The organism is Acinetobacter sp. YH12142 (assembly GCF_013418435.1).
Classification (GTDB): domain Bacteria; phylum Pseudomonadota; class Gammaproteobacteria; order Pseudomonadales; family Moraxellaceae; genus Acinetobacter; species Acinetobacter amyesii.
Window position 1 is genome coordinate 71,500 of the sequence record NZ_VPCB01000013.1, and the last position, 12,775, is coordinate 84,274.

Annotated in this window: 10 protein-coding genes, 1 tRNA gene and 1 pseudogene; 5 read left to right on the forward strand and 7 right to left on the reverse strand. The window is 40.3% G+C overall.

From position 1 onward, the window contains the following. Nucleotides 1-175: 175 nt before the first annotated feature. A complete protein-coding gene (gltA, locus tag FTU77_RS11300) occupies nucleotides 176-1,453 on the forward strand; it encodes a citrate synthase (protein WP_078189909.1) in 1,278 nt (425 codons plus the stop codon). Between the two features lie 332 nt (nucleotides 1,454-1,785). On the opposite strand, the pseudogene FTU77_RS11305 reads toward gltA, so the two are convergent. From FTU77_RS11305 to FTU77_RS11330, 6 genes and pseudogenes are all read right to left on the reverse strand, one after another. Then, nucleotides 1,786-3,287, reverse strand: a pseudogene (locus FTU77_RS11305) (flavin-containing monooxygenase). Next, on the reverse strand, nucleotides 3,245-3,433 hold the full coding sequence (locus tag FTU77_RS16035) for a hypothetical protein (RefSeq protein WP_180055811.1): 189 nt from the start codon (nucleotides 3,431-3,433) through the stop codon (nucleotides 3,245-3,247). The pseudogene FTU77_RS11305 and the gene FTU77_RS16035 overlap by 43 nt, the downstream one beginning before the upstream one ends. Further along, nucleotides 3,430-4,296 carry an SDR family NAD(P)-dependent oxidoreductase gene (locus FTU77_RS11315; protein WP_180055812.1) on the reverse strand — a complete coding sequence of 289 codons (867 nt, stop codon included), beginning with the start codon at nucleotides 4,294-4,296 and terminating at the stop codon, nucleotides 3,430-3,432. The genes FTU77_RS16035 and FTU77_RS11315 overlap by 4 nt, the downstream gene beginning before the upstream one ends. A 12-nt stretch (nucleotides 4,297-4,308) precedes the next feature. Further along, nucleotides 4,309-5,265: a metal-dependent hydrolase gene (locus FTU77_RS11320; protein ID WP_180055813.1), complete on the reverse strand. Its 957-nt coding sequence runs from the start codon at nucleotides 5,263-5,265 to the stop codon at nucleotides 4,309-4,311. Nucleotides 5,266-5,505: 240 nt separating this feature from the next. Continuing rightward, a complete protein-coding gene (locus FTU77_RS11325) occupies nucleotides 5,506-6,942 on the reverse strand; it encodes a VWA domain-containing protein (protein ID WP_180055814.1) in 1,437 nt (478 codons plus the stop codon). After that, nucleotides 6,930-8,432 carry an AAA family ATPase gene (locus FTU77_RS11330; RefSeq protein WP_180055815.1) on the reverse strand — a complete coding sequence of 501 codons (1,503 nt, stop codon included), beginning with the start codon at nucleotides 8,430-8,432 and terminating at the stop codon, nucleotides 6,930-6,932. The genes FTU77_RS11325 and FTU77_RS11330 overlap by 13 nt, the downstream gene beginning before the upstream one ends. 162 nt (nucleotides 8,433-8,594) lie before the next feature. On the opposite strand from FTU77_RS11330, the gene FTU77_RS11335 reads away from it, so the two are divergent. Both FTU77_RS11335 and FTU77_RS11340 read left to right on the forward strand, forming a co-directional pair. Next, nucleotides 8,595-9,110 carry a hypothetical protein gene (locus FTU77_RS11335; protein ID WP_180055828.1) on the forward strand — a complete coding sequence of 172 codons (516 nt, stop codon included), beginning with the start codon at nucleotides 8,595-8,597 and terminating at the stop codon, nucleotides 9,108-9,110. A gap of 375 nt (nucleotides 9,111-9,485) precedes the next feature. Further along, nucleotides 9,486-11,111, forward strand: a complete 1,626-nt coding sequence (locus tag FTU77_RS11340) for an NAD+ synthase (protein WP_180055816.1) — start codon at nucleotides 9,486-9,488, stop codon at nucleotides 11,109-11,111. Between the two features lie 264 nt (nucleotides 11,112-11,375). Here the strand turns inward: FTU77_RS11340 and FTU77_RS11345 are convergent. Beyond that, nucleotides 11,376-11,452 (reverse strand) — tRNA-Met (locus FTU77_RS11345). Nucleotides 11,453-11,619: 167 nt separating this feature from the next. Between FTU77_RS11345 and FTU77_RS11350 the strand changes: the two genes are divergently transcribed. Continuing rightward, nucleotides 11,620-12,036 carry a hypothetical protein gene (locus FTU77_RS11350; RefSeq protein WP_180055817.1) on the forward strand — a complete coding sequence of 139 codons (417 nt, stop codon included), beginning with the start codon at nucleotides 11,620-11,622 and terminating at the stop codon, nucleotides 12,034-12,036. A gap of 293 nt (nucleotides 12,037-12,329) precedes the next feature. Continuing rightward, nucleotides 12,330-12,770, forward strand: a complete 441-nt coding sequence (locus FTU77_RS11355) for a universal stress protein (RefSeq protein ID WP_180041863.1) — start codon at nucleotides 12,330-12,332, stop codon at nucleotides 12,768-12,770. The last annotated feature ends 5 nt before the right edge of the window (nucleotides 12,771-12,775 follow it).

Sequence of the window (12,775 nt, forward strand, 5' to 3'; positions counted from 1 at the left end):
GCGGATGAATTGTGCTTCATTCCAAGGAATGATCCTCAATTTATATCCATAAGTATAATTGACAAAATTTCAGTTCCCTCTAATCTTAGAGCAAATTTTTGATCTGTCTGATTCTCGCATTAAAAGATTAGTACTGAGTCAGATAAAACATTCACCAGGACAGGAGATCTATTGAATGTCTGAAGCAACTGGCAAAAAAGCCGTTTTACAGCTTGATGGCAAAGAAATTGACTTACCAATTTACAGTGGCACTCTAGGCCCAGATGTAATTGACGTTAAAGATGTGTTGGCCGCAGGTCACTTTACTTTTGATCCTGGTTTTGTCTCAACGGCTGCTTGTGAATCTAAAATCACTTTCATTGACGGCGGTAAAGGTGTTCTTCTACACCGTGGCTACCCAATCGACCAGCTTGCTACTAAAGCAGACTACTTAGAAACTTGCTACCTTCTTTTGAACGGCGAGCTTCCTACTGCTGAACAAAAACAAGAATTCGATGCTAAAGTTCGTAACCACACTATGGTTCACGATCAAGTTGGCCGTTTCTTCAATGGTTTCCGTCGTGACGCTCACCCTATGGCGATCATGTGTGGTGTTGTTGGTGCGCTTTCTGCGTTCTATCACAACGGTTTCGATGTTGAAAACATTGACCACCGCGAAATCACTGCTATTCGCTTAATCGCTAAAGTTCCTACTTTAGCTGCTTGGACTTACAAATACACAGTAGGCCAACCATTCGTTTACCCACGTAACGACTTAAGCTACGCAGAAAACTTCTTGTACATGATGTTTGCTACTCCTGCAGACCGTGATTACAAAGTTGACCCTATTCTTGCTAAAGCAATGGACCGTATCTTCACGCTTCATGCTGACCACGAACAAAACGCGTCTACTTCTACAGTACGTCTTGCTGGTTCTACTGGCGCTAACCCATACGCATGTATCGCTGCGGGTATCGCGGCTCTATGGGGACCTGCTCATGGCGGCGCGAACGAAGCTGTTCTTAAGATGCTTGATGAAATCGGCACTGTAGAAAACGTTGCTCCGTTCATGGAAAAAGTGAAAACTAAAGAAGTTAAACTTATGGGCTTCGGTCACCGAGTTTACAAAAACTTCGATCCACGTGCGAAAGTAATGAAAGAGACTTGTGACGAAGTGTTAACTGCACTTGGTATCAACGATCCACAACTTGCTTTGGCTATGGAACTTGAACGTATTGCGCTTTCTGACGAATACTTCATCAAACGTAACCTATACCCTAACGTAGACTTCTACTCAGGTATCATCCTTAAAGCGATTGGTATCCCAACAGAAATGTTTACAGTAATCTTCGCTCTTGCACGTACTGTTGGTTGGATCAGCCACTGGTTAGAAATGCACAGCGCACCTTACAAAATCGGTCGTCCTCGTCAGCTTTACACTGGCGAAACTCAACGCGATATCCAAGGTCGTTAATTCGAAAGAATTGTGCGAATCTAAAAACCGTCCCTTTGGGGCGGTTTTTTTATGCAGCTAGATTTATTTTGCACTTTAAAACAGCCCCATCTGACTGATTTTTCAACTCAATCATTAGATAAAACGATGTCTCACAAGTTATAAAGTATGCTGTTTATTGCTGAGTGTATTTTAAATCGCCATTTTCTAGAAAATCTCACACTGCTTCATCAGATATCGTCATAAAAAAGCCTAATTCCACGTAGAAATTAGGCTGTAAACAAAAGGTTTAAATATTGATGATGCTTTATTTTAGCTTATTAAGTTAAGTAACTTTTATTAAGCAACCTTCTCTAAGCAACCGACTCATAGTCTGTCAAGTCCACCTGTTTAAGACGCTGCTTTAACTGTTTCAGTGACCACGGCCAAGCTACAAAATTGCGTCCATTGGCATCTAAGTAATAGCTCTTACAGCCGCCACTATTAAAGACTGTAGTCTGTAAATGTGTCTGTACTTTTGCATTGTGATAGGCCAATACATTTGGCTTAATTTCAAGCCGTTGTATCTTCTCTTGTTTCATTTTTACCAAAGCATCAACGATATACCCAACCTGTGCTTCTACAATCCCAATGAATGGGTCATAAACCAAAATATTTGGCCCGAGCACCAAGAAGGCGTTGGGTACTTGCGCAATACTGGTACCCAAAAACGCTTCAGGAGAACTATTTTTCCAAAGTTCTGACAATAACGCCCCATTGGCATTTTTTACACGTTGTCCAATCGGCGGATGAGAAACTTCAAAACCTGTGCCCTAATAATGACATTGACTTCATGACGTTCACCATTTGCAGCGATGACAGTATTACCTTCTATTTCCACTAAACCATGTGGCACAAGTTCAACATTGGCTTGCTGCAAAGCAGGATAATAGTTATTGGCAAATAAAAGACGCTTACAACCAATAGAAAAGTTTGGTGTAACTTTTTCACGTAATTCAGCATCTTGAATTTGTGTTTTTAACAACTGACGACCCAAATAATTCACAGGCTCTAATAGTGAAGGATTACGCAGGCCTAAATTAATACTATTTAATATACCGGCCACACTTTTTCGCCAAGTTTCCTGAACGCTCGGAAAGCGGGTAATCACGCCTTTTGCACGGTCATTCAGTGGTAAATCTGCTTTTGGTAATACCCATGGTGCGGTCCGTTGAAACACCACCACATTTTTGGCAATAGGTTGAATCTGAGGAATAAACTGAATCGCAGATGCTCCCGTACCAATTACTGCAATACGTTTATCTTTTAAGTCATAGGCATGGTTCCATCGCGCAGAATGGAACATTTCACCTTCAAAGCTTTCAATACCTTTAATTTTTGGAATTTGAGGTTCAGTAATCGGCCCAGTGGAAAAAATCACCGTTCTCGCCGCATATTTACCTTTGCTCGTCTCTAATTGCCATTGCTTTAATTGCTCATTCCATTCCGCTGCAATTAATTCACAGTTGAACTGAATGTTGCGATACAGCGCATGCTGCTCCGCAACATCTTCTAAATAGTTCAGAATCTCAGGTTGCTTGGCAAATAAATGACTCCATTTATGACTCGGCGCAAATGAAAACGAATATAAAGCCGAAGGAACATCACATCCACAGCCTGGATAAGTGTTGTCGCGCCATGTTCCTCCCACGCGATTGGCTTTTTCTAAAACTACATAATCGGTATACCCTCGTTCATTCATTTGATGAACTGCGGCTAAACCTGATATCCCTGCACCAATCACAATGGTATCGTAGACACGAACTGGTTTTTCTAGACTTGGTTCTGACTTGGTTCTGACTCGGTTTGCCCTGATTGGTTTTGTTCCGCTTTTTTAGCTTTTGCAGAAGACGATGCAGAACGTCGCGCATTGGTTTTATTGCTTGTTGGCTTTTTAGTTTGAGTTTTCTCTTGATCCAAGGCTTTTACATCTTCGTCATGTAATTGTGTCGGCATGTTCATGCTTTTGCTCCCGACTTTTTAATATAGTTGTTAAATATGGGATAACCCACCCCCAATAAGCGGGTATAGGTTTGCGGGGATAAACGCTTTAACCACCAAAATAATTTGGCATCAGGTTGCGGAATGGTGTACAACTTCCCTACATCTAAATTATTCAAGGTCAAATTGACCACATCGTGACTCGTCGTAAATGCATGATTCATCAGCAATTGATCAGCCAAGCCTGAATAGCGATTGGGCAAGCGTCCATTTTTCATAATATTGGTCGGCACCAAGGTTGGGCACAGTACATTCACACGGATATTTGCCGATCGCAGCTCTGCCGATAAAGTTTCAGACAATGCCAACACACTCGACTTCGTCACGTTATATGCTGTCATTTCTGGTGCAGCAGTATATGCTGCAGCAGAAGCAACATTAATAATCGCGCCGCCCTGCTTATTTTGCTTCAGCTTGGGTACAAAATAATGGCAGCCATGCACCACACCCCACAAATTGACATGCATACACCACTGCCAGTCATCTAAACTCAGCTCATCAAATTTACCACCCAGCCCGACGCCTGCATTGTTGATCACCAAGGTCACAGCATGTCCCATCAACTGCTCAGCTTGCTCTGACAATGCTTTTACTTCTTCAGCTTTACCTACATCACACTGCACCGCATAAGCATTTGATGAGGTCATGGATTGAATTTGATCCACCGTTTCTTGCGCTGCTTCTAGATGAATATCGGCACAGACCACTGTCCCACCACGACGTGCCAACTCCAAAGCAAAGCTTCTTCCTATACCACTGCCTGCACCAGTAACCACCGCGTAGGCATTTTCACTTGGCTTATCCTTTTTTCCAAATAGACCCATGGTTGTGTCCTTTTATCGTTTTAATGCTGGGGTAAATTCTTTGACAAAATAAGGTGTTAACACGCCATCAACAGGGTTCAGCAAACGCTTTTTGTAATATTCAAGAAATGCAGAAGTGTCATGATCATTCGGGTGAAAACTTGGTCGTAGATAGTCAAAAATATGCCCGAGGCTGCTGCCATAAACACCATCTTTTAACCCAAAAATCAGCTGGAAACTGCGCGGAACATCCTTCCAGTAACTTAGGCTAATCAAATTCGACGGTTTTCTGTAGAAAGGGACAATCGAAGCACCAATTGAAATCAAACCCAAAATGGTAATTAATGCAGGGAAAAAACCAGCAATACGTAAGGCATAATTACCTGATAATTCTTGATAAACATCATAGGCAATGTCTTTGTGTTCTGACTCTTCCAACATATGCCACATCCAAATGGCGCGTTGCTTTTCATCAATTGAACTAAAGAAAATTTCTTCATGATTCATCATGTATTCCGCAAGCACTGCGGTGAAATGCTCAATTGCCGCCATTAAAGATAATTTCATTGGCTGTGGCATACGTTCAAAACCATAGGCAAAGACGTAGTGTTCTAACTTTCTAAAAAATTGCACAGGCAGATTTCTTGCGCGATACGCTTCATTCATTTCTTCATGCATACGTGAATGAATAACCTCTTGCCCAATCAACGACGTGACACGTTGTCTTAATACAGGATCTTGAATAAAGTCGCGATGATATCGAGCAGTATCAATCACCAAATCTTCGCCACGGGTTAAGAAAATAGATAAAGATGCAAAATAGGCACTGGCCAATTCTGCATTCATATAAAATTTTGGATCAATTTTTTCTGGTTCAAAATCAAATTTCATATGACGAATAGGAACAACGGCAGACTGTTTTGTTGGGTCAAAGACAGGGCCTGCAAATACGCGTGCTAAAGTTTTTTTTATCGGTTGAAAAGCGCTCATGATTTTGCTCTCAATTTGGGTGTTTCCCCTTCATTGACTTCATGTCGATTGAAGTAAAAACACATAGATTGAGGATCAAATTAAGTGAGATAGATCACTAGGCCATTAGCAAAACCGACCTCTCGATTTGCAAAAATGCTCAAATATTTTCTTTGTCAGACAATCTTTAAAACATCGGTGTTGTATGGCTCAAAAGCTTGTCATTAAAGGTCATGGCGTATTTTTTGTGAGGGACGATTATTAGATTTTTTGCACTTCGCCAGTCGCAGATTGATAGACCCATTGATGATCAAACAGGCTGTCGTCTAAATGATCCAGTTTAAAATTACCGATAGCCACAGCATAGAATCCATTGCCCTGCTGCTTAAAATGTATGATCTCTTGCATGAGTTCTTCAGTCAGTTGACCCATAATAAAGTCGGAAATCACTACCACATCGGCATGTACAAAATTCGGTTGTTTCAGCATGTCCAGGGCATGATTCATCGCAGGGATAATATCTGTTCCCCCATGAAATGACTGCCCTAAAAAGTGAATGACATCATCCAAAGCACTATTATGTTGTAAATTCAGCGCGGTTAAATTGGTCGAGAAATTTACCAAATACATCGCTCGCTTTTCTTTTAACGCTCGAATGGATAAATATAGACAAATCGCTTTGGAAATCAGTTCAGGTTGTCCATTCATTGAGCCACTGGTATCTAAGCAAACAATCATCGGGCCTTTTTGTCCGACTCGACGCTGCGTATGGCGTTGGTCTTCGATCACCCGTCCCTGTTGCTGACCTTGTCGATTAAAACTCATCAGGTTAGATTCTAAATATTTCAAATCAAATAAAACCTGCAAGTCTGGATCGGCTAACAGCGCCAACTCGCTAGGTAAAGCCATACTGAGTTCTTGTGCCAATTTAATTCCAGTAATTTCCTCTTGCGCCATCGGGGTGTGAATAAGCTGCTGTGGCTCTTGTTCTAACTGAGCAGAAATCCGCTTACGTGGCATATTCGGCTGTGCGCTTCCGATCATTTGACATAAACGTTTAAGCGCCCGATCTTGCTCGAGATAATTCGCCCATTGCTCAAAGTTCTGTACATCATGCTCAGTTAATTGCCCTTTGGAATAGTCCAGAAAAATCCCGGTTTCAAACCCGACACTGTCATGGTGCTTGACCATTTTCGACAATGTCGCGAGAAAATCTTTGATTTCATCTAAAAAGGCATCTCGTTGTAAACGGAGTTGCTCAAACTCCCAATGCGCAATAGCTTCAGTCAATTTGCGCTGCCATTTACCTTTGAATAGCTCTATTTGTAATTGACGCTGCTGCTTGGTCAGCAATGGCTGTTGGCTCTGTTGCCACATTTCAGTGAATTCTGGAATCCCCAAGGTTTGCATGAAGGCGGCATATTCAGTGTGGAATTGAACAAAATCGCCCTGTTCCCAATGCTTTATCGCAAGCCAATGTTCCAATTGCTGCCGCGCCATTGCATAGGGATGCTGCTGATCTAAACTCGACTTTGCCTGAAAGGCCCATTCCTGAATTTTTTGATCGAGCTTTTTTGCAACTTTATGATCATCCAACCAATGTTTTAAACTGGATTGTTTTAATTCATCATAAAGCTGCGAACTTAATTCATCGAGTGCCGATTGGGTTTGGTGTCTTGTCGGTTTTAATTGCGACATAACTGTTCCAGACGCTCACAATCTTGCAACTGCAACTGATATCGTGCCAATTGCTGCTCAATAGATTGAATCAAATGTTCAATATCCTGTTCAGTGACAAAGACCGATTTAAACTGATGTTCTTGACTGTTAAATCGTTCCGTTAACAGTTCCAATTCTGTTTGAAACTGTGCTTTGAGCTGTTGAACTTCGTGTAACAGCTCATATTGGCTTTGTGCTGAAAGAGAGCTGCGTGGACTACCTTTGGTATGTTTTATATACGGCGTCACCACTTCTTCTAGGCCATAATAGCCACCTTTTAACGTACACACTCTTGAACCATTAAAATTACATACGATGCCACGCACTTCTTCACCGGTATCATCTAAGGCAAAGAAGTCCTTTTTCGTATCCATTTTATCCAGTTCGAGATACAACACTTTATCTTTATAGTGTCGATCTAGATTGGTCACTGCACGTAAGTAGTCAGTGCCATGAATTAAATAACTCTCATACACATCATCGGTATAATAAAAATGATTGAGCACCCGCTGTTCAAGTGCATCCTTCTCTGCCACATGCTGTTCGAATTGCAAACCGTAATTTAAGCCATTTTCAGCCAATACTTCATCTATCTGCTGTGAAACAAAAGCAATGTCTTCAGGCTGATTCCATAAGCAATGTTTTAAAATAAATAGATCACTCAAAATCACCGATGGACGATCATTTAAAAAAGCACAGGCTTTGACTAAATAAGCCACCCGCTGCCAACGACGGTCAGATACATAGACCACGTGGTCTTCAAAGTTATGATTGAGTCGTGTTTTAAGTTGATCAAATAGATTTAAAATCGATTCGGGTAAATCCACCTGATAAATCTGTTCCCGCCAATCTTGTAACTCTGCTTTTGTTATTTTTAAAGTTGCATCGACTTCAACACTGACTTGACTCGGCTTGGCCTGTAATAGTGCATGAAAGTTTTCTGCAACAGCAATCGGCGGCACTTCTAAACGCAAAATAAAACGATCATACAATGCATCTAGACCTTGATTTGATTCGGGAATTTCATTCGATGTACTAACCAAAACATTCAATGGAACTTTTTGGACAATGTCACCATTTTTAAAACTCCGCTCATTCACCAAGGTCAGTAAAGTATTTAAAATCGCTGGACTGGCTTTCCAAATTTCATCTAAAAAAGCAAAATCTGCCCGTGGTAAATAATGTTCTGTTTTACGAATATATTGATCTTCTTTTAAGGCTTTGATCGATACCGGTCCAAAAATTTCTTCAGGCGTACTGAAACGATTCATCAAATATTCAAAATAGTCATGGACCTCAAAAGCAGAGGCGATTCGACGTGAAATCAAACTTTTTGCTGTGCCGGGCAAACCATATAAAAAGGTATTCATGCCCGCAACACCAGCCAATAAACTCAAAGCAATAATCTGCTCGCGTTCATACATATTTTTACTGATTTCAGAAATTAAAGTATTGATCCGTGCTTGCATCTGATTATCTGTTTGACCGAAAACTAAATTGTAACGCCCTAACCGATGTTTCGCTGTAGCAGATGCAAAAATATCGCTTTTTAAATACAGCGCAACAGCGTGATATTGTATTTTCAGGTTATAGTAAAACTACACATCCCTTTGGAACTCTAGAAACTTTTCATCATGTTGCCCTTCTTTCCTACACTCATCCGACTGTTAAAACTTGAAGGTTTTAAATATCGATCCCTCACGGCAGGTGAAATATCCATGTGTCAGAGTGTGTTTGGTGATTTGATTCAATATGAGCAAGTGAAAGTGATGAATCACCCTTTTTTGCCTTGGCAATCGGCGCATGTGGTCATGGCACCTCAGGGGTATATCCATGCTCGAAATTTACTGTTTAAAGCGGACTATGCCAAAGCGTCTTTAGGATATCGCGCCCTGTTTATTCATGAGATGGCCCATGTTTATCAATACCAGCAGCAGATCAATGTTTTGGGTCGGGGTGCTATTTTGCAGATGGCGTATTTCTTCAGTTTTAAAAAATATAATCCATACCGCTATACCCTCAAAGCACACAAGGCATTTTTTGACTACAACATTGAGCAACAAGGTGACATTGCACGTGACATCTATTTAAAGCGAATTAAAAATATTATTTTATATCCTGAACTTGTTCATCAAATTGAGCTATAAAGCTTCCATGCTCTGTAGCGAATATTTTTAGATAAAATTGAATATCGCCTGATCATTCTATTTCACACTAGTGCTCGACCATTGACGCTATTTTGAGTACAAAAAAACAGCATTAATATTTACTTTATGGCACATAAGCTCAGCTAGGCTTTTAAAAGCTATGAATACCTCTAGTATCTCGCTTAAATTCAGATAAAATAGGCTCACCTTATTTTTTTGCTTTGCATCAAAACAAGTGAATTATCATACGATGATGGTGTTTTGTTTTCGCCTTTCGGCAGTATTTTTCGTATCTAAATACACTCGCTGAATAATCACAATAATACAAATCAGTGTGTTAAGTGTATTCACCTATAGGAATAGGATTTAGTTGGAATGAATAGTTTTAAAATTGCACTTGCTCAGTTCTCTCCGCATATTGGTAATCTAGAATCAAACGCAGCAAAAATGCTTCAACAAGCCAATGCTGCAAAAGAACAGAATGCAGATATTATTGTTTTTCCGGAACTTTCTACAGTTGGTTATCCTGCTGAAGATTTATTATTACGTCCAAGTTTAAATAAACGTACACAGCAAGCTTTTGAACAATTAGCAAGCATTAAGGACATCGTTTTAGTCTTTGGTTTTGTAAATCAAACTGAAGATGGTCAGCGCTATAACTCTGCTGCTGTCATGAAAAATGGTCAAGTTCTCGGGATTTACAATAAACAAAATCTTCCAAACTATAGCGTTTTTGATGAAAAACGTTATTTCAGTGAGGGTCATCAACACCTTGTCTTTGAATATTTAGGTCATAAGTTTGGTGTGTTGATTTGCGAAGATGTTTGGGCATTACCAACTGTTCAACAGCTTGCTCAGTTAAATGTTGAAACCGCTTTGGTTTTAAATGCTTCACCTTATGAAGTTGGTAAACCACAGCATCGCATTGAAACCATGGCTGCATTGACCAAACAATTGAACATCAATTTGGTTTACTGTAACCAAGTGGGCGGTCAAGATGACCTTGTCTTTGATGGCACAAGCTTTGTGATGAACAATTCAGGTGAAGTTGCATTGCAAGCACCGAGTTTTGTTGAAGATCTATATATCGCAGAATACGATGCTGAACAAAAAGCCTTTAAAACAGGTGCAATCACGCCTGTATTAAATACCATGGCTGAAATCTACCAAAGCCTTGTGATCGCAACACGTGACTACGTACAACGTTCAGGCTTCCCAGGTGTGATTTTAGGTCTATCTGGTGGTATTGACTCAGCATTAACTTTAGCGATTGCTGCCGATGCGATTGGCGCAGATAAAGTTCAAGCGGTCATGATGCCATATACTTATACTGCACAAATCAGTGTTGAAGATGCGGCTGAACAAGCCAAGAATATGGGCGTAACTTTTGGTATTGCCGAAATCAATCCAATTGTGAATGGCTTTATGCAAACCTTGTTCCCATTCTTTGGCAATGCACCGACAGATGCAACTGAAGAAAACCTACAAGCGCGTTCTCGCGGTACATTGTTAATGGCCTTATCGAATAAGTTCGGCAATTTAGTCCTTTCTACAGGGAACAAGTCTGAATTATCTGTTGGCTACTGTACATTGTACGGTGACATGGTCGGTGGCTTTGCGGTTCTTAAAGACGTCTATAAAACGATTGTATTTGAACTAGCAAAATACCGTAACAGCATTTCAGAAACACCAGTGATCCCTGAACGTGTGATTACTCGCCCACCTTCTGCGGAACTTCGTCCAGATCAGAAAGACCAAGACTCTCTACCTGAATACGAAGTATTGGATGCCATCTTATATGCCTATATCGAAGAAGACATGAGCCAAGATGACATCATTGCCAAAGGTTTTGATGCTGAAGTGGTGAAAAAAGTCATCCGTTTGGTTGATCTAAACGAATACAAACGTCGCCAAGGCGCGATTGGCCCACGTATCAGCTCACGTGCATTTAGCCGTGAACGTCGCTATCCGATCGTGAATGGTTGGAAACCGGGTATCTAATTACTTGATTCAAATCAAAAAAGCCCAGTTATAGAACTGGGCTTTTTTATAGGCGCAAAATACGCAGCAGTAAAAATAAAAAATAATTGAGAAGTATATTTCAAAAGTCAGGTCATAAAATAATGCAGTTAAAGATTTGAGTTCTCTTTTTTCTACATAAACATCGTAAATAGATCATTTTATTAGTGCTGTAATTATTTCAATCTATTTGACTTTTTCTAGGCACAAAAAAAGAGACCAAGCTGAGAGCTTGGTCTATAAAAATGGTGGCTATGACGAGACTTGAACTTGTGACCCCCGCATTATGAGTGCGGTGCTCTAACCAACTGAGCTACATAGCCGTAAACTGTGGTGGCATTATCTAGATTTCACACATTATCGTCAAGCATTTTTGTTTGTAATTGTTCAGAGTTTAAACAAGCAAAGTTCAAGATGTTACTATTTAAGCAAATCATGCTATTTTTAGCCCTAATTACTATATTTTTTGATTAAAAATTAGAGTTTTATCATGCAATTCAATTCGATAAAAAAAACCTGTCTGACCCTCAGCCTTGCTGTCATGACCTTAACGGGCTGCCAAATCGTCTCCCCAATTTTTGTTGACTATAATGGTGTGCGACGTGATGTGGCGACTTGGATTAGTAAACAGCCCTTATTAAGCATGCAACAAAAGCGCAGCATGGCTCAACTTAGCCGAGCACAGCAACCCATCATTCGTCTCGACTTCAATGATCAGGAGAAGTTAGTCAGTGTTGCGCGCGCTAATGAAGCTGCGATGTATTGTGCCAATCAGCATTTATCAGCGCGACAGATTCAACGCTTGCAAAAACAGATCTTCCCTGAAGATGCGTTGCATAAATTAAGCTTGCTTGAGCAACAAGCGTTGCATATTACCCTGACAGAGCAAGAGAAACGGTGTGATTGAAACCATGTCCACTGATGGATGAATTATCTAGGCTCAATTTTTTCAGCACCAAATTGTCTTACAATCTAGACATAGGTGCTTACATTATTGAGCATTTTTGCTATCGCTAAGCGAGGTGAAAACAAGTCTATATTTTTACAATATTTTTATTGAAAAATTCACAATATCCTTATGAATTTACTTGGTTTTATTCCTAAATAAAAAAGCGTATGATGAAACTATGATCAATGTAAATAGCGCTTTTTTTCAGGTTTTTCCATCCAAATTCAATTGATCAGATAAGGAGAAATAAGATGGCTTTAAATAATATTTTAGTTCCAGTGGACGGTTCAGAAACTTCTTATGCTGCGGTGGCTAAAGCTGTCGAGTTTGCAAAAACTTTTGGCAGTAAAATTACTGTGGTTCAAGTACTGACGCTCGATCCATATATTGCTGCAGAGTATATTTCAGCAGCACAAACCAATGATTTAATTGAACGTGCTCGTGCATCGATTTTAAATACACTTGAAGAAGCAAAAGCGAAATTTTCAACTGAAGGTGTCACTGTTGAAACTCGCCTACTTGAAGGTCAAGTGGTGCATACAGAACTGGTTAAAGCTGCAGAAGAAACACATGCGGACTTGATTATCATTGGTTCACATGGCCGTACAGGGATCAAAAAATTCTTCTTGGGCAGCGTAGCTCAAAGCATACTGGGTGCTTCAGACATTCCTGTTTTGGTTGTGCGCAAATAAGCCAT

Coding starts and splice junctions, on each gene's coding strand:
- gltA (WP_078189909.1), top strand. CDS start 176: ATGTCTGAAGCAACTGGCAAAAAAGCCGTTTTACAGCTTGATGGCAAA.
- FTU77_RS16035 (WP_180055811.1), bottom strand. CDS start 3,433: ATGAACATGCCGACACAATTACATGACGAAGATGTAAAAGCCTTGGAT.
- FTU77_RS11315 (WP_180055812.1), bottom strand. CDS start 4,296: ATGGGTCTATTTGGAAAAAAGGATAAGCCAAGTGAAAATGCCTACGCG.
- FTU77_RS11320 (WP_180055813.1), bottom strand. CDS start 5,265: ATGAGCGCTTTTCAACCGATAAAAAAAACTTTAGCACGCGTATTTGCA.
- FTU77_RS11325 (WP_180055814.1), bottom strand. CDS start 6,942: ATGTCGCAATTAAAACCGACAAGACACCAAACCCAATCGGCACTCGAT.
- FTU77_RS11330 (WP_180055815.1), bottom strand. CDS start 8,432: ATGCAAGCACGGATCAATACTTTAATTTCTGAAATCAGTAAAAATATG.
- FTU77_RS11340 (WP_180055816.1), top strand. CDS start 9,486: ATGAATAGTTTTAAAATTGCACTTGCTCAGTTCTCTCCGCATATTGGT.
- FTU77_RS11350 (WP_180055817.1), top strand. CDS start 11,620: ATGCAATTCAATTCGATAAAAAAAACCTGTCTGACCCTCAGCCTTGCT.
- FTU77_RS11355 (WP_180041863.1), top strand. CDS start 12,330: ATGGCTTTAAATAATATTTTAGTTCCAGTGGACGGTTCAGAAACTTCT.